Raw genomic sequence first — 21,678 nt, forward strand, 5'->3', positions numbered from 1 at the left:
TCCGGGTCCCGGCCCCGGCCGCGCGTGCGGGCCCGCACCGGGGGCGACGGCCCGGCTCGAACACCGCTACGATGCCGCGCCATGAGCGACGACGTGCGCAACCTCGTACTGGTCCTGGCCGGTCTGGTCATCGGCGGTCTGCTCGGCTGGCTGGTCCGCGGCTACCTGTGGCGCCGCCGGCTGCACCGCAAGCAGCGGTTCTTCGGGCTGCCGACGGACTCCGAGTGCCTGCTGGTGGTGCCGCGCGACCCGGGTGCGCGCGGCTGGAGCCTGGCCCGGCACGACGCCTTCGCGCTGCTGGAGCTCGCCGCGGTGATCAAGGAGTGCGGGGCGCACGCGGAGGTGCTGGCCCACGACACCGCCTGGCAGGGCTTCGGCGCCCGCACCGAGTTCTGCATCGGCGGGCCGACCGCCAACTTCCGGCTGGCCGCGCACCTGCGCTCGATGCTGCCGGGCGTGGAGATAGACACCGACCCGGCGCAGGGCCCGGAGCAGGGCGCGATCACCGTGGCCGGCGAGACGTACCGGCTGGAGAAGGGCGCGGTGGAGTACGTCCTGCTGGCCCGGCTGTCGTCCGCCCGCGACTCCGGCAACGAGCGGCCGGTGTTCCTGGCGTCCGGCCAGCGCGGCACAGCCAACCAGGCCGCGACCCGCTACCTGGCCCGCCACCACCCGCGGCTGATCCGCAAGTACGGCCTGGACTCGACCTTCTGCCTGCTGCTGCGGGTGGTGAACTCCCAGGCGTACGGCTCGGACGTGGTGGAACTCGTCGCGGACGTCACCAAGGCGGCGACCACCGCCCCCAAGGCGGGCAAGAGCTAGGGACGGTACGGCCGGGCCGGTGGTGCGGCGCGGGGCGTCAGGGCGTCAGCAGCACCTTGACGGCGCGGCGCTCGTCCATCGCCCGGTAGCCCTCGGCCGCCTGTTCCAGCGGGAGCGTGAGGTCGAAGACCCGGCCGGGTTCGATCTCGCGGTCCCAGATGAGCCGGATCAGCTCGGGCAGGTATTCGCGGACCGGGGCCGGGCCGCCGTGGAGGTGGACGCCGGTGCTGAAGAGCAGGTCGCCCGGGATGCTGACGCCGTGGGAGACCCCGACGAAGCCGACGTGCCCGCCCGCCCGCGCGGCGTGGATCGCCTGCATCATGGCCTCCTGCGTGCCGACCGCCTCGATGACGCCGTGCGCGCCGAGGCCGCCGGTCATCGCCTTGACCTTGGCCGCTCCCTCGTCGCCGCGCTCCTCGACGATGTCGGTGGCCCCGAACTCCCGGGCCAGCCGCTGCCGGTCGGGGTGGCGGCTGAAGGCGATGATCCGCTCCGCGCCCAGTTGCCGGGCGGCCAGGACGCCGAGCAGGCCGACCGCGCCGTCACCGACGACGGCGACGGTCCTGCCGGGCCCCGCCTGCGCGGCCACCGCGGCGAACCAGCCCGTGCCCAGGACGTCGGAGGCGGCGAGCAGGGACGGGACGAGATCGGCGTCGGGCAGGCCCGGGGTGGCCACCAGCGTGCCGTCGGCCAGCGGGACGCGCGCCCGCTGGGCCTGCGTGCCGATCGAGCCCATGACGGTGCGGTGCACACAGTGGGACTGGTAGCCCGCCCGGCAGATCTCGCAGGTGTTGTCCGAGGTCCAGAACGAGCCGACCACGAAGTCACCGGCCTTGACCGTCCTGACCTGCGGGCCCACCTCCTCCACCACACCGACGTACTCGTGCCCCATGACCTGGTGGTCGACCTGCTGCACACCGCGGTACGGCCACAGGTCCGAGCCGCAGACGCAGGTGGCGGCCAACCGGATGACCGCGTCCGTGGGCTCCTCGATCCTCGGGTCGGGGCGGTCCTCGACGACGATCTCACCGGGCCGGGTCATCACTACTTGACGCATGAAAGCTCCGTCTCACTTGCAGTTGCTTCCGGGCAGCGCGGATCAGCGGGCGAAGGCCGGGAGGGCGCTTCGCGAGCTGATCGTTTCACCTGGCCGGCTTGAGTTGCCCGACCAGCGCGCGCGCCTCGGCGGCCAGTCGTTCGGCCTCGGCCTCGTCGCCGGCGGCCACGGCGTGCCAGTAATCGATCTTGATCGTGACGTACTTGCGCCGGGCCCTGACCAGCCGGGCTTCTTCGGCCAGCCGCTCGGCGCGCTCGCTGAGCAACGCGATCTGCTGCGCCGCCGCGGCCGGGCCGAGCCGGCCGTTCTCGACGTAGTGCCGCATGTCGCTTACCGGCATGCCGGTCGCCGCCATGCACGCGACCGCGGTCAGCAGCTCCACGTCCGCGTCCGTGTAGACGCGGTGCCCGCTGCTCTCGCCGCGGGCGACCGGCGCGGTCACGCCGATCGACTCGTAGTAGCGCAGCGTGCTGGCGGGCAGCCCCGCGAGGGCCGCGGCTTCCTTGATCGTGTACGTTCGCTCGCCGATTCCTGCTGTCACCCCATCGACGGTAGAAACTTCGAGTGCTTGAAGTCAAAGAACGCGCTGACCTGGGGGTTCCGCCTCCGTCGGCCGCCGCCCCTTGGGCGGGAGGACGGTAGCGGTCGGGCCCGGCCTAGTTGGCGAGGCCGATCACCATCCACATGATCCCGGCGCCGCCCACCGTGCACAGCAGCGTGGAGGTGGACGGGTGCGGGCTGTGGGCCTCGGGGAGGATGTCGGAGGTGGCCAGGTAGAGCAGGAAGCCGGCGAAGAAACCGAGGTAGAGGCCGAGCACCCCGGCCGGGATGGTGAACGCCAGGGTGATCGCGGCGCCGGCCACCGGGGCCAGCGCGTCGGCGGTCAGCAGCACCTGCGCCCGGCGCCGGCCGTTCCCGTAGAGCCGGGTGATCGTGTACGTGTTGAAACCGTCGGCGAAGTCGTGCGCGACGACCGCGATGGCCACGACGATGCCGACGGTGTCCCCGGCCTGGAAGGCGGCGCCGATCGCGAAGCCGTCCATCACGCTGTGCCCGACCAGGGCGCACGCCGCGGCGACGCCCACCCCCTTGACCGGGTCGTGCGCGTGGCTGTGGCCGTGGGTGTGCGAGGCGTACTCGCCCTCGTGGGCGCGGTGGATGGCGACCGCGCGCTCCACGACGTGCAGCGCCAGGAAGCCGGCCACGAACATCAGCAGGCCCGCGGGCACCCCGAAGACGTGCCGGGGCTGGTTCTCCAGCGCCTCCGGCAGCAGGTCGAAGCCGACGACGCCCAGCATGAGCCCGGCGGCGAGCCCCAGCACGAGATGGCGGCGGTCCCCGATGTGCTGCGCGACGACGCCGCCGACCAGGGTCATCACGAAGGCGCACATGGCTATCAGGACCGGCATGCGGTAATGATCCAGGACGGCGTCCGCGCTGGCGAATCCGGGTCGGCTTGACAGGGTGCCGGCCGGCGCGCGGACCAGGCGCGAAGTGCGCGGGCGTCCCGAGCGGCGCGGTCGGCGGCCCGGCGGCGGGCCCGGGGCGGGCCCCGGCGGGTCACGCCCGGTGACCGGCCGGTGCGGGTTCCGCTTTTCCCGGCCGCCGCCCGTGTGCCGGTGTTGATCGCGGGCATGCGTGGTGTGAGGAGGTGCCGAAATGTCTCTTTCCGAGCAGCACATGGTCCAGCTCGCGCTACCGGCCGGTTCGATCGGCCCCTTGGTGATCGGAATCTGCATCGTGATCGTCCTGATCGCGGCCGTGGTGTTCGGGATGCGGCGGATGGGCCGCGACCCCCGGGTGCCGACCGGTACCCGGCCGCGTTCGGGCGCGTGGGCGACCCGCCAGGAGCACGACCAGGGCGCGCCGCCGGACCACGGTCCCGGGCACCAGGGCGACGGCCGGCGCACCCACGACGCGCGGAAGATCGAGGCCGACGAGATGCCGCAGGACGGGCGGCGGCGGTTCCCGCACGAGGTGCACGACTCCGGCGTGCGCGCGGGCCGGGTGCCGAGCCACCCGCGCCGCCACAGCGGCCCCAACGTCGATTAGCGTCTGTCGTTCGGCCCCGCTCCTTCTCCCGCGGAGATCCGAACGACAGACCCTCAGTCGACCCGGCCGGATGCCGCGGTGCTGGGCGCTCCCGTGAGTTCGGGGGCGCCCAGCACGCGGTCGACCAGGGTGTCCCGCTCGGTCTGCGGGATCGCGGTCCACCGCATGCCGCGCAGCGCCCCTTCGAGCGCCAGCAGGGTGTGGGTGCGGGCGTCCTCGGGAAGCTCCGGGCGGATCTTCTCGAAGGCGCGGCCCGAGCCGAGCCGGCGCAGTTCGCCGGCGTCGCCCACGCCCGCGCGGCGCAGCCGGTCGGCGAGCACCGCTCCGATGTTCGGCAGTTGCTGAAGGGAGTCCACGTCATTCCTCCGTACAAGCCGGTGGTGAAGGTGGTCTGAAAGCTGAGGGAGCGTCAGAAACCGTCGGGGGACGCTCCGGTGTCCGTTGGCGCCATCATGCACGCGCGGCGCGCGCCTTCGCCCGATCCGCGGCGGACACGCCCGTGGCGGTCCCCCGCGCTGATGACCCCGGTGGGCCGCACGCCGCACGGCCCGCCTCCCGCGCCACCACCCCTACCTCCGGTCACACCTGGAGGTCGACCACCACCGGCGCGTGGTCGGAGGCACCCTTGCCCTTGCGCTCCTCGCGGTCCACATAGGCGTCGGAGACGGCGGTCGCGAACGGCGCGTTGCCGTAGACGAGGTCGATGCGCATGCCGCGGTTCTTGGGGAAGGCGAGCTGGCGGTAGTCCCAGTACGTGTACGGGTGGTCGTACTTCAGCGGGCGGGGGACCACGTCGCTCAGGCCGGTGCCGCGCAGGGCGGCCAGGGCGGCACGCTCGGCGGGGGTGACATGGGTGGCGCCCTCGAACGCGGCCGGGTCGTACACGTCGGCGTCGGTCGGCGCCACGTTGTAGTCGCCGAGGACGGCGAAGGGGCGCTGCCCCGCCGCGTCCCCGGCGACGGCGGCGGTCAGCGCCTCGAACCAGCGCAGCTTGTAGGCGAAGTGCGGGTGGTCGACCTCCCGGCCGTTCGGCACGTAGACCGACCAGACGCGGACCGGGCCGCAGGTCGCGGCCAGCGCGCGGGGCTCTGCGAGTTCCTCGTACTGCGGGCCGTCGGGCAGGCCGTGCACCACGTCGGCCAGGCCGACCCGGGAGAGCACCGCCACGCCGTTCCACCGGCCGGTGGCCTCGACGGCGGCCTCGTAACCGATCGCGCGCAGCTCCTCGTGCGGGAACTGCTCGGCGGTGCACTTGGTCTCCTGGAGGCACAGCACGTCGGTGCCGCTGCTCTCCAGCCAGGCCAGCAGCCGGGGCAGCCGCGCGGTGATCGAGTTGACGTTCCAGGTCGCGATACGCATGCCCCCCAACCTAGCCGCTGGGTACGACAGACCCCGCGCGCCTCAGACGGCGAGGGCCTCCCCCGGGGCCAGCCGCAGGTGGTCGGCGCCGCCGAGGTTGCCGATCTGCATGTCGTAGATCGGCCGGGCGAGGTCGGTCAGCAGGGCGTCGTGCACGTCGACCGAGCGGCGCGGCCTGACCTCGCGGACGTAGTCGATCACCTCGGAGATCTTGCTCCAGGGCGCCTGGACCGGCAGCAGCAGCGTGTCCACGGCGTGGCCGGGCAGGGTCAGCGCGTCGCCCGGGTGGAAGACCGCGCGGTCGATCAGGAAGCCGATGTTCTTGATCCGCGGGATGTCCGGGTGGATCACGGCGTGCAGCTCGCCGTGCACCTGCACGTCGAATCCGGCGGCGGTGAAGCTGTCGCCGTGGCCGACGGTGTGCACCCGGCCGGGGAAGGCCGCGGACATCGCGTCCGCGACGCTCGCCAGTGTCCACAGCTCCGCGGCCGGGTTGGCCTCCAGCCCCGCCCGCAGCCGGTCCTCGCTGAAGTGGTCCGCGTGCTCGTGGGTCACCAGGATCGCGTCGACCCCGGCGACCGCGTCCGGCTCGGTGAACGCGCCCGGGTCGATGACGAGGGTCCGGCCCTCCCGCTCCAGCCGCACGCACGCATGTGATTTCTTGGTCAGCTCCATGTGCCCATCCTGCCCGGCCCCGCTCCGGCCCGCCCGTCACCCCTTGCCGGTGGCGGTCTCCTCGGCGATGACGCTGCGGGCGCGGTCGACGGCGGCGCGGGCGGCGGGCAGGCCGCAGTAGACGGAGGTCTGCAGGAGCGTCTCCTCTATCTCGGTGGGGGTCAGGCCGCCGCGCAGCGCCGCCCGGGTGTGGTCGGCCAGCTCCTCCAGCTGCCCGAGCACCGTCAGGGCGGTCAGCGCGACGAAGTTGCGGGTGCGCCGGTCCAGGCCCGGGCGGGTCCAGGTCTCGCCCCACCCCCAGCGGGTGGCGTAGGAGTCGAAGCCGCTGCCGAACGTCTTCGCCCGGGCGACCGCGGCGTCCACCTCGGCCTCGCCGATCATCTCCCGGCGGATGCGCAGGCCCTCCTCGTAGGCGTCGGGCCCGGGCGGCGGGGCGGCGGGCGCGGGCAGCCGGGGCGCGACCGGGGGCGGCGCGGGCGCGTACGGGACGGTGCCGGAGGTGCGGTCGGCCGTCCAGGCGGTCTCGAAGTGCCGGACCAGCAGGGTGCCGACGGCGGCCGGCTCCTCGACCGGCGCGAGGTGCCCGGTGGCGGGCACCACCGCGAGCCGCGCGTCGTGGATGCCCGCGACGAGCAGCCGGGCGTCGGCCGGGGGCGTCTCGGTGTCGTCGGCGCCGGCCACCACCAGGGTGGGCACGGTGATGCTGCCGAGCTGCTCGCGGATGTCGAACCCGGCGAGCGCCTCGCACGCGGCGACGTAGCAGGAGCTGTCGGTGGTCTTGACCATCTGCACGGCCCACTGGGTGATCGCCGGCTGGGTGGCGCGGAACGGCCCGGTGAACCAGCGCTCGGGGGTGTTGACGGCGGTGCGGTCCAGGCCGTTGGCGCGGACCACCACACCGCGCTGCCGCCAGGTGTCCGCGCTGCCGAACCGGGCCGCGGCCGACACCAGGGCCAGCGCGGCCAGCCGGTCGGGCCGCAGCAGCGCCAGCCGGGCCCCGACCGCCGCGCCCAACTCGCAGCCGGCGTACCCGAAGGTGTCGACCTCCTCGTCGTCGAGGACGGCCAGCAGCCGCCGGGCGAGGTTGTCCACGGTGGAGGCGGGCTCGGCGGGCGCGCCGCCGTGCCCGGGCAGTTCGTACCGCAGCACCCGCCACTGCTTGGTGAGTTCGGGCAGCTGCCGGTCCCACATGTGCCAGGTCGAGCCGAGCGCGGGTCCCAGGACCAGCACGGGGGCGTCGTCGGGGCCGTCGAACCGGTACTGCAACGGGGGTTGCAGGTCGTCGCGTTCGTCGTCCGGGTCGGTCGCGGAGTCGTCGTCGCCGGTCAGCGCGCCGCCCCGGTCGCCGTACGGGGGGTACGCGGCCGCGGCGTACGTGCCGAGCCGGTCGGTCTCGTCGGTCGCGTCGCTCATCGCCTCACGCTATCGAGTAAAAGGGCGGGACATGGCAGGGGCCTGACTCGCGGGTGGCGCTCAGCCGCCCCCGAACCCGTGCTGGAAGTTGACGGTCGACACGACGTAGACCCGGGGACGGTCGGGGTTGGTCATGTCGACGGTGATGTCGTGGTCGGGCTTGTCACCCGGCTGGTGCAGGCTCTCCCCCGCCCAGGTGCGGGGGATGGCGAAGTTCCAGCCCGCCGCCTTGCACTGGGCGGCGGACATGGCCACCGTGCCGGTGCGCAGCGCGGCGCGGCTGGTGCCGATCCGGGCGAGGAAGGTGTCCAGGCCGCCGGCGGTGGTGACGAACTCGGCGTACAGCTCGCTGTTGTCCCAGGAGTTGGTCTCCAGGTAGCGGACGTAGCGCGAGCCGCGCGGGATGGTCACCTGGTAGATCCGCTGTTGGAGCTGGGTCGGGTACACCTGGGTCAGCGCGCGGCCGGCCGCCTCCTGCCGGGCGTCCTCGCCGCTGCCGCGGCTCTGCGCGGCGGACACCCCCACGTAGCCCATCGGCACCAGCACCAGCAGCGGCACCACGGTCCAGCGCACCCAGCGCGGCGGAGTGCGCGGCGGCCGGGGTCCGGCGGCCGCGAACTCCGCCTCGGCCTCGGCGAGTTCGTCCGCGACGGCCGGTTGCGGGCCGCCGCTGTGCTGCGGTGGGGTCACGGCTGGGCCGCCTGCCTTCCGAGGGTGCGTCCGTACCGTTCGTAGCGCTCGACCCGGCGCCGGTTGGCGCGGCGGAACCGGCGGGCGACCAGCCGCGCGAGGTCCGCGGCGCCCACCATGCCCGCCTCCGGGCCGAGTTCGGCCTTGGCGATGCGCGCCTCGGGCCGGTAGCCGCGGCCGGTCAGGGTACGCCGGAACGCCTCCCGGGCCGGGGCGATCAGCAGGTCGTCGGCGGCGCTGACACCGCCGCCGATGACGAAGCAGGACGGGTCGAGGGCAGCGGCGAGGTTGGCGATGCCGACGCCGAGCCACTGGCCGATGTCCTGGAACAGCTCCACGCACATCGGGTCGCCCTCGCGGGCCAGTTCGGTGATGAGCGGCCCGGTGATGTCGCGGACGCTGCCGCCGACCCGGTCGTTGATGCCGTACGCCACCGGGGAGTCGGCGGCGGCCATCTCGCGGGCCTCGCGGACCAGGGCGTTGCCGGAGCTGTACTGCTCCCAGCAGCCGCGGTTGCCGCAGGCGCAGCGGTGCCCGCCGGGCACCACCTGCATGTGGCCGAACTCGCCGGCCACCCCGTAGCGGCCGCGCTTGACGTGGCCGTCCTCCAGGATGGCGCCGCCGATGCCGGTGCCCAGGGTGATCATCACCAGGTCGGCCTCGCCGCGCCCGGCGCCGAAGCGCCACTCCGCCCAGGCGGCGGTGTTGGCGTCGTTGTCGACCATGACGGGCACCAGCAGCCGTTCGGAGAGCCGGTCGCGCAGCGGCTCGTCCCGCCAGGCCAGGTGCGGGGCGAACAGCACCCGGGAGCGGTCGGCGTCCACCCAGCCGGCGGCGCCGATGCCGACGGCGTGCACGTCGTGCCGCTCGGACAGGTCGAGCACCAGCTCCACGATGGTGTCCTCGACCACCTTGGGGCTCTTGGACTTGTCGGGGGTCTCGGTGCGCAGCGTCTCCAGGATCTGCCCGTCCGCGTCCACCACCCCCGCCATCACCTTGGTGCCGCCGATGTCGATGCCGACGGTGGGCACGCGGGGCGCGGTCAGGTGGGAGCGGCGCTCCCGGCGGTCGCGCATCCCGACGCTCTGCCACACCGTGGCGCGCGCTGCGCCGCCGCGGTAGACACGTTCTCGATTGGCACTCAAGCGCTGGTCTCCGGGTCGGCTGGGTCGGTGGCGGGCAGTGGCTTCGGCGTCTTCGGTGTCTCGGGCGCCTGTTCCGCGGACGGGGCGGACGGGGCGGCGTCCGTTGCCATTGTGCCGCCTCGCCGCGTCCGGTTCAGCTCGTGGGTCAGTTCGTCCAGCTCGCTGCCGCCGGCCATCTCCCGCGTCAGCTCGTCCAGCGTAATGTCCTTCTTGAGGTGGCTGCCGGACATGGTGCCGCGCTTGAGCAGCACGAAGCGGTCGCCGACCAGGTAGGCGTGGTGCGGGTTGTGCGTGATGAGCACCACACCGAGCCCCGCGTCGCGTGCGGCGGCCACATAGCGGAGCACCATCCCGGACTGCTTCACGCCGAGCGCGGCGGTCGGCTCGTCGAGCACCAGCACCTTCGCGCCGAAGTGCACCGCACGGGCGATCGCCACGCACTGGCGTTCGCCGCCCGACAGGGTGCCGATCGGCTGGTCCACGTCGCGCAGGTCGATGCCCATGCGCAGCAGCGCCTGGCGGGTGGTGGCGCGCATCAGGGCGGTGTCCAGGCGGCGCAGCGGGCCGCGGCCCCTGGTGGGCTCGGAGCCGAGGAAGAAGTTCCGCCACACCGGCATCAGGGGGACCACGGCGAGGTCCTGGTAGACGGTGGCGATGCCGCGATCCAGCGCCTGCCGGGGCGAACCGTGCCGGACCGGTTCGCCGGCGATCGTGTACGTGCCGGTGTCGTGGGGGTGCAGGCCCGCGATGATCTTGATGAGGGTGGACTTGCCGGCGCCGTTGTCGCCCAGCACGCAGGTGATCTGCCCGGCGTGCACTTCCAGGGACACCTCGCGCAGCGCCCGTACGTTGCCGTAGGACTTGCTGACGCCGGTGAGCGCCACCAGGGCGCCGGGCGCGGCGCCGGAGGGGCCGGGGGCCTTGCCGTCGTCGACCGTGATCACTTGCTCGCCTCCGCCCGCCTGCGCACCCACGCGTTGAGCAGGGTGGCGAGCAGCAGCATCGCCCCCAGGAAGAACTGGAACCAGTCGGGGTTCCACTGCGCGTACACGATGCCCTTGCTCGCCATGCCGAAGATGAACGCGCCGACCGCCGAGCCGATCGCGCTGCCGTAGCCGCCGGTCATCAGGCAGCCGCCGATGACCGCCGCGATGATGTACAGGAACTCGTTGCCGACGCCCTCGCCGGACTGCACCACGTCGAACGAGAAGAGCAGGTGCTGCCCGGAGATCCAGGCGCAGAAGGCCACCGCCATGTACAGGCCGACCTTGGTGCGGGCCACCGGCACGCCGACCGCGCGGGCGGCGTCCGCGTTGCCGCCGGCCGCGAAGATCCAGTTGCCGGCGCGGGTGCGCAGCAGCACCCAGGTCGCCACGGCGACCAGGCCCAGCCACCACAGGATGGTCACCTGGAGGTCGACCGAGCCGATCGTCCAGTGCGAGGCGAACAGGTCGCGGCAGCTGGGGAAGCCCTGCATGTCGCCGATCGACTTGGTCGCCACGGTGCCGCTGATCAGCTTGGTCAGGCCGAGGTTGAGGCCGGTGAGCATCAGGAAGGTGCCGAGGGTGATGATGAAGCTCGGCAGCCTGGTGCGCACCAGCATGATGCCGTTGAACGCGCCGAGCGCCAGCGTCACCAGCAGCGACACCCCGACGCCGACCCAGGTGTTCGCGGTCATCTGGAAGCTGAACATCGAGGAGACCAGCGCGGAGCTGGTGACCATCACGCCGGCCGACAGGTCGAACTCGCCGCCGATCATCAGCAGCGCCACCGGCACCGCCATGATGCCGATCGTGGACGACGCGTACAGCACGGTGCCCATGCTGGAGGCGCGCAGGAAGGAGTCGGCGACGACCGAGAAGAACAGGAAGACCGCCGCCGCGCCGACCACCGCGCCCAGTTCGGGCCGTCCCAGCAGCCGCCGCAGCACCGATCTGGGCGCCAGGCGCTCGTCGCCCGCACCGATCACGTCGAGGACGTCAGTGCTCACCGGGTGCCCCGCTTGGTGTACTCCAGCAGCGCGTCCGCGTCGTCCTTGGTGACGATCTGCGGGCCGGTCAGGACCGGCTGGCCGCCGCCGAGGGTGTCCTTGTTGTAGCGGTACAGCCACAGCAGGTCGACCGCCTCGTAGCCCTGGAGGTAGGGCTGCTGGTCGACGGCGAAGCCGAGGGTGCCGTCCTTCAGGGCGGCGGCGACCTGGGCGTTGAGGTCGAAGGTGTCGATCTCCGCCTTCGAGCCCGCCTGCTGCTTGGCCTTGGCGGCGGTCGGGGCGAAGGGCGCGCCGAGCGTCACCACGGAGTCGATCGACGGGTCGGACTGGAGCTTCGCCTCGATCGCGGACTGCACGTCGGGCATGTTCGTGCCGTCCACGTAGAGCTTGTCCATGCGGCCGTGGAAGTGCGCCTTCACCCCGGCGCAGCGCTGCTCCAGGCCGACGTTGCCCTGCTCGTGCAGGACGCACAGGGCGTGCTTGCGGCCGCGCGTGTTCAGCTCGTCGCCGACGGCGTTGCCGGCGACCGTCTCGTCCTGCCCGATGTGGGTCAGCGCGCCGAACTGCTCGGACTGCTCGGCGCCGGAGTTGACGGTGATCACCGGGATGCCCGCCTTGACGGCCTTCGTCACCGCGGCCTTCATCGCGTCCGGCTTGGCGAGGGTGACGATCAGGCCGTCCACGTGCTGGTCGATCGCGGCCTGCACGAGCTGGGCCTGCTGGTCGCCCTGGTCGCTGTTGGAGTACAGGAACTTGATGTTGTCCTTCTGCGCGGCCTGCTTCGCGCCGCTCTGCACGATGTCCCAGAACGTGTCGCCCGCGCCGGAGTGCGTCACCATCGCGAAGGTCCAGTGCGGGGTGTTCACCGCGGAGCCGTTCGCGGCCAGCTGCTTGGCCCGGTCCTCCGCGCGCTTCCCGCCGGTGGCGCTGCACCCGGCCAGCGCCGCGGCGCACAGCGCCACCGCGAACAGGCCGCCGGCCAGCCGGCGCGTCCTGCGCTTCCCCCCGCGATCACCGCGGTCGCGTCCCGCCCTTGCCTGAGCCACGTGGCCCTGCCTTTCCTTCACGTTCAGTGGTGCCGCCGGGATGAGAGTGCTGCGTGAGACCCTCCCGGCGGCCCCAGTATCCGTCAACCCTCCGCACCTGCCGACTACCGCCTCCGGGTGACGCGCGCGGCCCGGCGGCGGGCGCGGTCTGACGCTCGCACGGGTGGCGGCGGGGCGGGAGGGCTGTTGGGAGGGGGTGGAGGGGGCATGATGGCGGGAGATCGTGTGGGCGACCGGGCAGGTGGGGGACGACGCGGAGGGGGCCATGATGCGGATCGGACTGGTGGGGGCCGGGCGGATCGGCGCTTTTCACGCCGGGACGCTGGCGGCGCACGGGGACGTGGCGGAGCTGCTGGTGGCGGACGCCGACCCGGCGCGGGCCGGGGAGGTGGCGGCCCGGCACGGCGGGCGGGCGCTGCCGGTGGCGGAGCTGTTCGCGGCGCGCCCGGACGCGGTGGTGATCGCGGCGGCGACCGGGACCCACGCGGAGCTGCTGGCGCGGGCCGCGCGGCTGGGGGTCCCGGTGTTCTGCGAGAAGCCGCTCGCGAGGGACCTGGCGGGCACCGTGGCGGCGGTGCGGGCGGCCGAGCGGGCCGGCACGCTGCTCCAGGTCGGGTTCCAGCGGCGCTTCGACCCGGAGTACGCCGCCGCGCGCGAGGCGGTGCGCGCGGGGAAGGTGGGCCGGCTGCACACCGTGCGCACGGTGAGCTCCGACGCGGTGCCGCCCCCGGCGTCCTATGTCCCGCTCTCCGGGGGCCTGTACCGGGACTGCCTGATCCACGACTTCGACGCGCTGCGGTGGGTGACCGGCCTGGAGGTCACCGAGGTCTACGCGGCCGGCGCCAATGTCGGCGCCGACTACTTCCGGGCCGCGTCCGACGTGGACACCGGCGCGGTGCTGCTCACCCTGGAGGGCGGGGTGCTGGCGACGGCGACCGCGACGCGGTACCACGCCGCGGGCTACGACGTACGGATGGAACTGGCGGGCACGGACGGGCAGGTGACCGTGGGCACCGGGCCGCGCGCGCCGCTCGGCGCTGCCCTGCCGCCGCCCGGGCCCGGCCCGCGGCGGCCGGCCCCGCCACCACCGCCCTGGTCCGGCTTCCTCGACCGCTTCGCCACCGCGTACGCGGCCGAACTCGCCGTCTTCCTGCGGGTCGTGCGCGGCGAGGCCGCCAACCCCTGCCCGCCGCGGGACGCGCTGCGCGCGCTGCTGATCGCCGAGGCGTGCGAGCGCTCCCGTGCCGAGCACCGCCCGGTGCGGCCGGCCGCACCGGACCGGCTCACCGAGGAGTGGGCGGCGGCCGCACCGGCGGCGCCGGGGGACTGAGGGCGGCAGAGCCGTCCGGGCGGGTAGGACGCGGGTAGGTCCTCGGACGGGGACACGACGCGGACACGGACGAGACCGGACGAGACCGGAGCAGCAGGCGCCGGGCCGAGCGGCGGGCCGGCGGGCGAGCCGAAGGGAGTGGTGGTGGCATGAGGCGCGAGCGGATCGCCGGGGCACCGATTTCCTGGGGGGTGTGCGAGGTGCCCGGCTGGGGCCACCAGCTCACCCCGGACCGCGTGCTGGCGGAGCTGGCCGGACTCGGCATCGGCGCGAGCGAGTTCGGCCCGGACGGCTTCCTGCCCGGGCCGCTGCTCGCCGAGCACGGCGTCACCGCGGTCGGCGGCTTCGTGCCCGCCGTCCTGCACGACCCCGGCCGGGACCCGCTGCCCGGCATCCGCGCCGCCCTGGACTCCTTCACCGCCGCCGGTGCCCGCACCCTCGTGCTGGCCGCCGCGACCGGGCAGGACGGCTACGACGCCCGGCCCGCGCTCGACGCGGCCGGCTGGCGCACGCTCCTCGCCCGCCTCGACGCCGCCGCCGACCTCGCGGCCGGCCTCGGTGTGACCACCGCCCTGCACCCGCACGTCGGCACCATGGTCGAGGGCCCCGCCGACGTGGACCGCGTCCTGGACGGCAGCCGCACCGGGCTGTGCCTGGACACCGGGCACCTGCTCGTCGGCGGCACCGACCCCGTCGCCCTCGCCCGCCGCGCCGCCGACCGCGTCACCCACGTCCACCTCAAGGACGTCGACGCCGCCCGCGCCGCGGCCGTCCGCGACGGCGCCGCCACCTACACCGCCGCCGTCGCCGCGGGCCTGTACCGGCCGCTCGGCACCGGCGACCTCGACCTGGCCGCGCTCCTCGCCACCCTCGAGGCCGCCGGCTACGACGGCTGGTACGTGATGGAGCAGGACACCGTCCTCACCGCAGAACCGCCCCCGTCCCGGGGCCCGGTCGACGACGTCCGCACCTGTCTGACCTGGCTGGCCGCGCAGTGACGGCCTCCGACCCCGCCCCCGACACGGCACTTGGCACCGCCCCCGGTACGGCCCCCGACACGGCTGCGGCCGACCGCCCCCGGCGCCCGCACGACGTGCTGACCCTCGGGCGGGCCGGCGTCGACCTCTACCCCCAGCAGAGCGGCGTCGGCCTCGCCGAGGTCGAGACGTTCGCCAAGTCCCTCGGCGGCACCGCCGCCAACGTGGCGGTGGCCGGCGCCCGCCTCGGCCTGCGCACCGCGACCATCACCGGCGTGGGCGCCGACCCCTTCGGCGGTTACGTCCGCACCGCGCTGCGCGGCTTCGGCGTCGACGACTCCTTCGTGCGCACCGTGCCGGGCACCCAGACCCCGGTGGTGTTCTGCGAGCTCTTCCCGCCCGACCACTTCCCGATCCACTTCTACCGCCGCCCGATCGCCCCCGACCAGTGCCTGACCCCGCAGGACCTGGACCTGGCCGCGGTACGGGCCGCGCGGGTGCTGTGGATCACCGGCTCCGCACTGGCCGTCGAACCGACCCGCAGCACGCTGTTCGCGGCGCTGGACGCCCGGGAGGAGGGCACGGAGGTCTGGTTCGACCTGGACTGGCGCCCGGTGTTCTGGGCCGACCCCGCCGACGCCCCGGCCCTGTACGCCCGCGCGCTGTCGTACGCGACGCTCGCGGTCGGCAACGTCGCCGAGGCGGAGGTCGCCACCGGCAGCCGCGACCCGGCGCGGGCCGCGGAGCTGCTGCTGCGCCGAGGGGTGCGCACGGCCGTGGTGAAGCAGGGCCCGGCCGGCGTGCTGGGCCGTACCGCCACCGAGTCCATCACGGTCCCGCCGGTGCCGGTCCGGGCGGTCAACGGGCTCGGCGCCGGCGACGCGTTCGGCGGCGCGCTGTGCGCCGGGCTGCTGGCGGGCGAAGGGCTGCGGGACGTGCTGCGGGCGGCGAACGCGGCGGGCGCGCTGGTGGCGTCGCGGCTGGCGTGCGCGGACGCGATGCCGACCCGCGCGGAGATCGACGCGGCACTGCGGAAGGAGCCGGTGTGAGCACGGAAGAAGCCGGTGCGGGCACGGAAGGAGCCGGTACGGGCACGACGGACTGCGACCGGCCCCGGACACGGGCCCGGCATGTGCCGGCCGGAAGCACGGCACGGGACGGCTACGACCTGTGGGTGGACCCGCGGTCGGCCGGCTGGGAGCACTCCGCGCTGCGGGTGCTGACGCTGGCGCCCGGCGGCTCGGCGGACTTCGCGGCGGGCGACAGCGAATGGGTGGTGCTGCCGCTGGGCGGGGGCTGCACCGTGGACGTGCAGGAGGCCGGGCCCGGCGCGCGGCCGCGCTCGTTCACCCTGCGCGGCCGCGCCGACGTCTTCTCCGGCACCACCGACTTCTGCTACCTGCCGCGCGACAGCCGCGCGGTGATCGGCAGTACGGACGGCGGCCGGTTCGCGCTGGCGGGGGCGCGCTGCGCGCGGCGGCTGCCCGCACGCCGGGTCCCGGCGTCCGCGGTGCCGGTGGAGCTGCGCGGCGCGGGCAGCGCGAGCCGCCAGGTGAACAACTTCGCGGCGGCCGACGTGCTGGACTGCGACCGGCTCATCGCCGTCGAGGTGCTGACCCCGGGCGGCAACTGGTCGTCGTACCCGCCGCACAAGCACGACGAGGACGGGCCGCACGAGACCCGCCTGGAGGAGATCTACTACTACGAGCTGCGCGGCGGCCCGGCCGCGATCGGCTACCAGCGCGTCTACCCCTCGCCGACGGGCAGCGGCGACGTGCTCGCCGAGGTGCGCGGCGGCGACGCGGTGCTGATCCCCGACGGCTGGCACGGCCCGAGCATGGCCGTGCCCGGCTACGACATGTACTACCTGAACGTCATGGCCGGGCCGGGCCCGGTGCGGGCCTGGCTGATCAGCGACGACCCGGCGCACGCCTGGGTGCGGGAGACCTGGCGCGACCAGCGGCCCGACCCGCGGCTGCCGCTGTACCGGGCGCCGCGCGCCGCCGAGGAGGAAGAGGAGGACGTATGAGGCTCACCGTCGCGCAGGCGCTGGTCCGCTTCCTGTCCGCGCAGTACACCGAACGCGACGGCGTACGGCACCGGCTGGTCGCGGGCATGTGGGGGATCTTCGGCCACGGCAACGTCGCGGGCGTCGGCCAGGCGCTGCTGGAGGCCGGGCCGGAGGCGATGCCCTTCCACCAGGGCCGCAACGAACAGGCGATGGTGCACGCCGCGGTCGGCTACGCGCGCACCACGCACCGGCTGTCCGCGATGGCCTGCACCACCTCGATCGGCCCCGGCGCGACCAACCTCGTCACCGGCGCCGCGCTGGCCACCGTCAACCGCGTGCCGGTGCTGCTGCTGCCCGGCGATGTCTTCGCCACCCGCCCCGCCGACCCGGTGCTCCAGCAGCTCGAAGTGCCCTGGGCGTACGACGTGTCGGTGAACGACGCGCTGCGGCCGGTCTCCCGCTTCTTCGACCGGATCTGGCGGCCGGAGATGCTGGCGCCCTCGCTGCTCCAGGCGATGCGGGTGCTGGCCGACCCGGCCGACACCGGCGCGGTCACGCTCGCCCTGCCGCAGGACGTGCAGGCCGAGGCGTACGACTTCCCCGACGAGCTGTTCCGGACCCGGGTGTGGCCGGTGCGGCGGCCGGTGCCCGACGCTGAGGCGGTCGCCGAGGCGGCGGCGCTGCTGCGCGGCGCGCGGCGGCCGCTGGTGGTGGCCGGCGGCGGGGTGCGGCACTCCGAGGCGGGTGCGGCGCTGGCCGCCTTCGCCACGGCGACGGGGATTCCGGTGGCCGAGACGCAGGCCGGCAAGGGCGCCGTGCGCTGGGACCACCCCGGCAGCCTCGGGGGTCTGGGCCACACCGGTACGGCGCCGGCGGACACCGCCGCGCGCGCCGCCGACGTGGTGCTCGGCATCGGCACCCGCTGGACGGACTTCACCACCGCGTCCGGCTCGCTGTTCGGCCCGCGGACCCGGTTCGTGAACCTCAACGCGGCCGCGTTCGACGGCCACAAGATGGCGGGGCTGGCGCTGACCGGTGACGCCCGGGCCGGGATCGAGGCGCTGGCCGCGGAGTTGGGCGGCCACCGGTTCCCGGTGCCCGAGGACCAGGCGGCGGCCGTCGCCGACTGGCGGGCCCGTACGGACGCGGTGTTCACCGGCGCGGGCCCGGACAGCGGACCGGCGGGGGGCCTGTCGCAGGGCGAGGTGATCGGCGCGCTCGACGCGGTGCTGCACGACCGCGACGTGCTGGTCAACGCGGCCGGCTCGCTCCCCGGCGACCTGCACCGGCTGTGGCGGGCCCGCGACCCCGGGCAGTACCACCTGGAGTACGGCTACTCCTGCATGGGGTACGAGATCCCCGCCGCGATCGGCGTGAAGCTGGCCGCCCCCGACCGCGAGGTGTTCGCGCTGGTCGGCGACGGCACCTACCTGATGCTGCCCACCGAGATCGTCACGGCCGTGCAGGAGGGCATCCCGATCAACGTGGTCATCGTGCAGAACCACGGCTACGCGTCGATCGGCGGGCTGTCCGAGCAGGTCGGCGCCGAACGCTTCGGCACCGCCTACCGCTTCCGCGCCCCCGACGGCTCCTTCACCGGCGCGCCGCTGCCCGTCGACCTCGCGGCCAACGCCGCCAGCCTCGGCCTGGAGGTCCACACCGCCCGCACCGCCGAGGAGTTGCGCGCCGCGCTGGCCGCCGCCCGCGCCTCGCCGCGCCCCACCGCCGTCCATGTCACCACCGACCCGGACCGCCCGGGCCTGCCCGCGCAGGCCTGGTGGAACGTCCCCGTGGCCGAGACCGCCACCCGCCCGGCGGCCGTCGCCGCCCGCGCGGCCTACGACGCGGCGAAGGGCGCGCGCTAGGCCGGCCCGGACTGCGCCCCCGGGGAGTCAGACGTCCCAGGTGCGGCGCAGGTCCGCGAAGAAGGAGTGGAACTGCGGGAACGTCTTCTTCACGCACCCCGGGTCGTCGAAGGTGGTGCCCGGGGTGCGCAGGCCCGCGACGGCGAAGCTCATCGCGATGCGGTGGTCACCGTGGCAGGCGATCTCCACCGGCCGCGGTGTGCCCGGGCGGATCTCGATCCAGTCCCGGCCGGTGGCGACCTCGATGCCCTGCGCGCGCAGGTTCAGCGCGCACGCCTCCAGCCGGTCGCACTCCTTGACGCGGGTGTTGTAGACGTCCTCGATCCGGACCGGGCCGTCCGCGAAGGGCGCGATGGCCGCGAGGGTCGGCATCGTGTCGGAGATGTCCCGCATGTTGGCGGTCAGGCCGTGCAGGGTGCCGGTGCCGGTGACCGTGGTGGCGTCGGCCGTCGTCTCCACGTGCGCGCCCATCCGGCGCAGCACCTCCACGAAGCGCAGGTCGCCCTGGAGGGCGTCGCGGCCCAGCCCCGGAACGGTGGCCGTGCGCCCGGCCAGCGCGGCCGCGGCGAAGACGTAACTGGCGGTGGAGGCGTCCGGCTCGATCGGGTAGTCCTGGGCGCGGTAGCCGCCCGGCGGGACCACGAAGGTGTCACCCTCGCGGGTCACGTCGACGCCGAAGCGGCGCATCATCGCGAGCGTGATCTCCACGTACGGCACCGACACGATGCCGGTCACCCTGATCCGCAGGCCCTCGGCGGTGAGCGGGCCGACCAGCAGCAGGGCGGTGAGGAACTGCGAGGACAGGCTCGCGTCCAGGTCGATCGCGCCGCCCTTGAGGCCGGCTGCCGCCAGCCGCAGCGGGAGGTGGCCCTCCTGCTCCTCGTACGCCAGGTCCACGCCCAGGGTGCGGAGCGCTTCGGTGAGCGGGGCGACCGGGCGGCGGCGCATCTGCGCCGACGCGTCGAAGCGGAAGGTGCCGTGGCCGGCGGCGGCGAGTGCCGGCAGGAAGCGGGCGGCGGTCGCCGCGTCCCGCGTGAACACCTCGGCCCGGTCCGCCGGGGGGCCGGCCGGGCGGCCGGTCACCCGCCACTCGCCCTCGCGCCGCTCCACCTCGTACCCGAGCCGGGTCAGGCCCTCGGCGAAGCCCTCCGTGTCGTCCGATACCAACGGGCCGCGCAGCACCGTCGTCCCGTCGGCCGCCGCCGCCAAAAACAACGCCCGCGCGGTCACGGACTTCGAACCAGGCACACCCATCACGGTCACCCGCCGATTCTACGATCCCCTGCGGGCGCGTCGTGGCGGGCCGCGGGTGCGCTCTGCCCCTCCCGGGTGCGTCGCGGTCCGCGGCTGCGTCGTGGCGGGCCGCGGGTGCGCCCTGCCCCTCCCGGGTGCGTCGCGGTCTGCGGGCGCGTTGTGGCGGGCCGCGCAGTTCCCCGCGCCCCTGGCGTACGTGCGGCTGCTCCGCAGCGCACAGCACCGGACCACGGCGAGCAACCACAACAGGGGCGCGGGGAACTGCGCGCGCAACCACCCACCGGGCGGCACCCGGCCGACTAGAGGCACCCCCCGGCGGGGAACCGTCAGGAGGAGTCGGCCAGGCGGTCGAGGAGTTCGGTGAGGCGCTTGGTGACCGTGGAGCGGTCACCGTCGGTGAGGGCGGAGCCCATGCCGACAGCGACCGCACCCGCGGCGACCCAGTCGGGCGCCTCGCTGACGGTGATGCCGCCGATGGGCAGCAGCGCGGCCTGCGGGATGATCGCGCGGACGTCCCCGACCCAGGCGGGGGTGAACGCGGTCGCCGGGTAGAGCGTGAGCGCGTCGGCCCCGAGCTCCATCGCCCGGACCGCCTCGGTGGGTGTGGCGACCCCGGGGAAGACCGGAATCCCGTAGCGGTGCCCGGTGCGCAGCACCGACTCCTCGAGGTTGGGCGACAGCAGGAAGCGGGCGCCCGCGTCGATCGCCATCCGCGCGGAGACCTCGTCGAGCACGGTGCCCGCGCCGATCACCGCGTCGTCGCCGACCTCGCGCACCAGCGTGGTGACGGCTTCCAGCGCGAACGGCGTGGTGAGGGAGATCTCCAACGTCGTCAGGCCGGCCGACAGCAGCGTGTCCGCGGTGGCGGCGGCCTGGTCGTAGCTCTCGCTGCGGATCGTGGCGAATACCCGCTGGGCCAGCGCGGCCCGGGTGATCTCCCAGCGGTACACGGCTGTCGGTCCACCTTCCTGCGCGGATGCCACGCGCGGGTCATGCGGGGCTGCGGGATGCACGTGATCAGACGCTACCTGCCGGGCGGTACCGCCTTGGACCCCGGCGGAGGAGCTGTCACCGCACCGTGACATGAGAGGAGCATGAGACCCGAGGTGCGGGCCGGTCAAGGCGGCCCGCACCGGGGAAGCGGAACCGCTCAGCCGGCGTGCGTGGAGAACAGCCCGCCGGTCGGCCCCTGCTTGTCGCCGCCCTGCGCCTTCTTCAGCGCGTTGGCCAGCCCCTCGATCGTCATGGACTGGAGGATGACCTGCCCGTTGCCCTCCAGCGTGGCCAGCGACAGGCCCTCGCCGCCGAAGACGGCGTTCATGATGCCCTGCCGGTTGAGCCCGCCGATGCGCTGCACGCCGTACTGGATGCCCTCCTCGAAGGCGACGATGCAGCCGGTGTCCACCTCGATCCGGCCGCCGAAGTCGGCCGGGTTGAGGTCGATGAAGTTGCCGGCGCCGGCGATGATCACGGTGCCGGTGCCGGTGAACTTCTCCAGGATGAAGCCCTCGCCGCCGCTCATGCCCTGCCGTCCGCCGGCGAAGGCGATGCCGAAGCGGACGCTCTCCTCGGCCGCGACGAAGGCGTCCTTCTCGGCGAACCAGGCGCGCGAGCCGTTGAGTTCCAGGGCGCGCATCTCGCCGGGCAGCACCCCGGCGAAGCCGACGGTGCCCTCGCCGCCGGCGGCGGTGAAGTACTGGAAGGCCAGCGACTCGCCGGCCAGGGCGCGCTGGCCGACCTGCATCGCGGTGCCCATCGCCTGGCGCAGCAGCCCGCCCATGCCGCCGCCCTGCCCGCCGGGGCCGCCGCCCTGGCGGTTGCCGCCGCCGGGGCCGCCGAGCCGGGTCTCCATGCTGACGTTGGCGGTCTTGAAGAGGAACTTGCCCGCCTCGCAGTACACGGTCTGCCCGGGGTCGAGGCTGCAGACGGCCATCTGCATGGCGTTGCCGACGATCTGCTGTCGAAGGGTCATGGGCGGGCTCCTGGGGGCAT

The 21,678-nt window shown here is 74.4% G+C and carries 22 protein-coding genes; 7 read left to right on the forward strand and 15 right to left on the reverse strand.

Annotated features, from left to right (window positions below; genetic code table 11):
* Positions 1-81 precede the first annotated feature (81 nt).
* Positions 82-822: a hypothetical protein gene (locus AC3ERT_RS21710; protein ID WP_335978789.1), complete on the forward strand. Its 741-nt coding sequence runs from the start codon at positions 82-84 to the stop codon at positions 820-822.
* A gap of 37 nt (positions 823-859) precedes the next feature.
* Here AC3ERT_RS21710 and AC3ERT_RS21715 read toward each other — a convergent pair whose 3' ends face one another.
* The 3 genes from AC3ERT_RS21715 to AC3ERT_RS21725 form a co-directional block, all read right to left on the reverse strand.
* The gene (locus AC3ERT_RS21715) at positions 860-1,879 is read right to left on the reverse strand and encodes a zinc-dependent alcohol dehydrogenase family protein (protein ID WP_435132084.1); all 1,020 of its coding nucleotides are present in this window, start codon (positions 1,877-1,879) and stop codon (positions 860-862) included.
* Between the two features lie 85 nt (positions 1,880-1,964).
* Entirely contained in the window at positions 1,965-2,420 is a 456-nt protein-coding gene (locus AC3ERT_RS21720) for a MerR family transcriptional regulator (protein WP_335978792.1), read from the reverse strand.
* A 115-nt stretch (positions 2,421-2,535) separates the two neighbouring features.
* A complete protein-coding gene (locus AC3ERT_RS21725) occupies positions 2,536-3,288 on the reverse strand; it encodes a ZIP family metal transporter (protein WP_335978794.1) in 753 nt (250 codons plus the stop codon).
* 250 nt (positions 3,289-3,538) lie between these two features.
* Between AC3ERT_RS21725 and AC3ERT_RS21730 the strand changes: the two genes are divergently transcribed.
* Entirely contained in the window at positions 3,539-3,931 is a 393-nt protein-coding gene (locus tag AC3ERT_RS21730) for a DUF6479 family protein (RefSeq protein WP_335978796.1), read from the forward strand.
* Between the two features lie 53 nt (positions 3,932-3,984).
* On the opposite strand, the gene AC3ERT_RS21735 is transcribed toward AC3ERT_RS21730, so the two are convergent.
* The 9 genes from AC3ERT_RS21735 to AC3ERT_RS21775 all read right to left on the reverse strand — a co-directional run bounded on the left by AC3ERT_RS21735 (position 3,985) and on the right by AC3ERT_RS21775 (position 12,186).
* Positions 3,985-4,287: a TfoX/Sxy family DNA transformation protein gene (locus AC3ERT_RS21735; protein WP_335978798.1), complete on the reverse strand. Its 303-nt coding sequence runs from the start codon at positions 4,285-4,287 to the stop codon at positions 3,985-3,987.
* Positions 4,288-4,510: 223 nt separating this feature from the next.
* Positions 4,511-5,290, reverse strand: a complete 780-nt coding sequence (locus AC3ERT_RS21740) for an exodeoxyribonuclease III (RefSeq protein ID WP_335978800.1) — start codon at positions 5,288-5,290, stop codon at positions 4,511-4,513.
* Between the two features lie 42 nt (positions 5,291-5,332).
* Positions 5,333-5,965, reverse strand: coding sequence for an MBL fold metallo-hydrolase (locus AC3ERT_RS21745; protein ID WP_435132089.1), 633 nt, complete (start codon positions 5,963-5,965; stop codon positions 5,333-5,335).
* A 36-nt stretch (positions 5,966-6,001) separates the two neighbouring features.
* Positions 6,002-7,378, reverse strand: coding sequence for a bifunctional 3-oxoadipate enol-lactonase/4-carboxymuconolactone decarboxylase PcaDC (gene pcaDC, locus AC3ERT_RS21750; protein ID WP_335978804.1), 1,377 nt, complete (start codon positions 7,376-7,378; stop codon positions 6,002-6,004).
* Positions 7,379-7,438: 60 nt separating this feature from the next.
* The gene (locus tag AC3ERT_RS21755) at positions 7,439-8,068 is read right to left on the reverse strand and encodes a hypothetical protein (RefSeq protein ID WP_335978806.1); all 630 of its coding nucleotides are present in this window, start codon (positions 8,066-8,068) and stop codon (positions 7,439-7,441) included.
* Positions 8,065-9,213, reverse strand: coding sequence for an ROK family glucokinase (locus AC3ERT_RS21760; protein WP_335978808.1), 1,149 nt, complete (start codon positions 9,211-9,213; stop codon positions 8,065-8,067). Before AC3ERT_RS21760 ends, AC3ERT_RS21755 begins: the two co-directional genes overlap by 4 nt.
* Entirely contained in the window at positions 9,210-10,154 is a 945-nt protein-coding gene (locus tag AC3ERT_RS21765) for an ATP-binding cassette domain-containing protein (protein WP_435132307.1), read from the reverse strand. Before AC3ERT_RS21765 ends, AC3ERT_RS21760 begins: the two co-directional genes overlap by 4 nt.
* A complete protein-coding gene (locus tag AC3ERT_RS21770) occupies positions 10,154-11,203 on the reverse strand; it encodes an ABC transporter permease (RefSeq protein WP_435132092.1) in 1,050 nt (349 codons plus the stop codon). The genes AC3ERT_RS21765 and AC3ERT_RS21770 overlap by 1 nt, the downstream gene beginning before the upstream one ends.
* Positions 11,200-12,186, reverse strand: coding sequence for a sugar ABC transporter substrate-binding protein (locus AC3ERT_RS21775; protein WP_488180743.1), 987 nt, complete (start codon positions 12,184-12,186; stop codon positions 11,200-11,202). Before AC3ERT_RS21775 ends, AC3ERT_RS21770 begins: the two co-directional genes overlap by 4 nt.
* Positions 12,187-12,517: 331 nt before the next feature.
* Between AC3ERT_RS21775 and AC3ERT_RS21780 the strand changes: the two genes are divergently transcribed.
* From AC3ERT_RS21780 to iolD, 5 genes are all read left to right on the forward strand, one after another.
* On the forward strand, positions 12,518-13,579 hold the full coding sequence (locus tag AC3ERT_RS21780) for a Gfo/Idh/MocA family protein (protein ID WP_435176337.1): 1,062 nt from the start codon (positions 12,518-12,520) through the stop codon (positions 13,577-13,579).
* 149 nt (positions 13,580-13,728) lie between these two features.
* The gene (locus AC3ERT_RS21785; RefSeq protein WP_435176190.1) at positions 13,729-14,577 is read left to right on the forward strand and encodes a TIM barrel protein; all 849 of its coding nucleotides are present in this window, start codon (positions 13,729-13,731) and stop codon (positions 14,575-14,577) included.
* A gap of 95 nt (positions 14,578-14,672) precedes the next feature.
* Positions 14,673-15,605, forward strand: a complete 933-nt coding sequence (gene iolC, locus AC3ERT_RS21790) for a 5-dehydro-2-deoxygluconokinase (protein WP_435176339.1) — start codon at positions 14,673-14,675, stop codon at positions 15,603-15,605.
* Between the two features lie 83 nt (positions 15,606-15,688).
* Positions 15,689-16,585 carry a 5-deoxy-glucuronate isomerase gene (gene iolB, locus AC3ERT_RS21795; RefSeq protein ID WP_435176341.1) on the forward strand — a complete coding sequence of 299 codons (897 nt, stop codon included), beginning with the start codon at positions 15,689-15,691 and terminating at the stop codon, positions 16,583-16,585.
* Entirely contained in the window at positions 16,582-18,432 is a 1,851-nt protein-coding gene (gene iolD, locus AC3ERT_RS21800; protein WP_435176193.1) for a 3D-(3,5/4)-trihydroxycyclohexane-1,2-dione acylhydrolase (decyclizing), read from the forward strand. The genes iolB and iolD overlap by 4 nt, the downstream gene beginning before the upstream one ends.
* 27 nt (positions 18,433-18,459) lie before the next feature.
* Here the strand turns inward: iolD and aroA are convergent, their stop codons facing one another.
* The 3 genes from aroA to AC3ERT_RS21815 form a co-directional block, all read right to left on the reverse strand.
* Entirely contained in the window at positions 18,460-19,695 is a 1,236-nt protein-coding gene (gene aroA, locus AC3ERT_RS21805; protein ID WP_435176195.1) for a 3-phosphoshikimate 1-carboxyvinyltransferase, read from the reverse strand.
* Between the two features lie 317 nt (positions 19,696-20,012).
* A complete protein-coding gene (locus AC3ERT_RS21810; protein ID WP_335979630.1) occupies positions 20,013-20,636 on the reverse strand; it encodes a bifunctional 4-hydroxy-2-oxoglutarate aldolase/2-dehydro-3-deoxy-phosphogluconate aldolase in 624 nt (207 codons plus the stop codon).
* 200 nt (positions 20,637-20,836) lie between these two features.
* A complete protein-coding gene (locus AC3ERT_RS21815; RefSeq protein WP_335979631.1) occupies positions 20,837-21,658 on the reverse strand; it encodes an AIM24 family protein in 822 nt (273 codons plus the stop codon).
* Between the last annotated feature and the right edge of the window lie 20 nt (positions 21,659-21,678).

Source organism: Actinacidiphila sp. bgisy145, from assembly GCF_057708125.1.

What these genes read in the sequence shown, in the direction of transcription:
- AC3ERT_RS21710 (WP_335978789.1), top strand. Translation starts at nt 82, where the DNA reads ATGAGCGACGACGTGCGCAACCTCGTACTGGTCCTGGCCGGTCTGGTC.
- AC3ERT_RS21715 (WP_435132084.1), bottom strand. Translation starts at nt 1,879, where the DNA reads ATGCGTCAAGTAGTGATGACCCGGCCCGGTGAGATCGTCGTCGAGGAC.
- AC3ERT_RS21725 (WP_335978794.1), bottom strand. Translation starts at nt 3,288, where the DNA reads ATGCCGGTCCTGATAGCCATGTGCGCCTTCGTGATGACCCTGGTCGGC.
- AC3ERT_RS21730 (WP_335978796.1), top strand. Translation starts at nt 3,539, where the DNA reads ATGTCTCTTTCCGAGCAGCACATGGTCCAGCTCGCGCTACCGGCCGGT.
- AC3ERT_RS21740 (WP_335978800.1), bottom strand. Translation starts at nt 5,290, where the DNA reads ATGCGTATCGCGACCTGGAACGTCAACTCGATCACCGCGCGGCTGCCC.
- AC3ERT_RS21745 (WP_435132089.1), bottom strand. Translation starts at nt 5,965, where the DNA reads ATGGAGCTGACCAAGAAATCACATGCGTGCGTGCGGCTGGAGCGGGAG.
- pcaDC (WP_335978804.1), bottom strand. Translation starts at nt 7,378, where the DNA reads ATGAGCGACGCGACCGACGAGACCGACCGGCTCGGCACGTACGCCGCG.
- AC3ERT_RS21780 (WP_435176337.1), top strand. Translation starts at nt 12,518, where the DNA reads ATGCGGATCGGACTGGTGGGGGCCGGGCGGATCGGCGCTTTTCACGCC.
- AC3ERT_RS21785 (WP_435176190.1), top strand. Translation starts at nt 13,729, where the DNA reads ATGAGGCGCGAGCGGATCGCCGGGGCACCGATTTCCTGGGGGGTGTGC.
- iolD (WP_435176193.1), top strand. Translation starts at nt 16,582, where the DNA reads ATGAGGCTCACCGTCGCGCAGGCGCTGGTCCGCTTCCTGTCCGCGCAG.
- AC3ERT_RS21815 (WP_335979631.1), bottom strand. Translation starts at nt 21,658, where the DNA reads ATGACCCTTCGACAGCAGATCGTCGGCAACGCCATGCAGATGGCCGTC.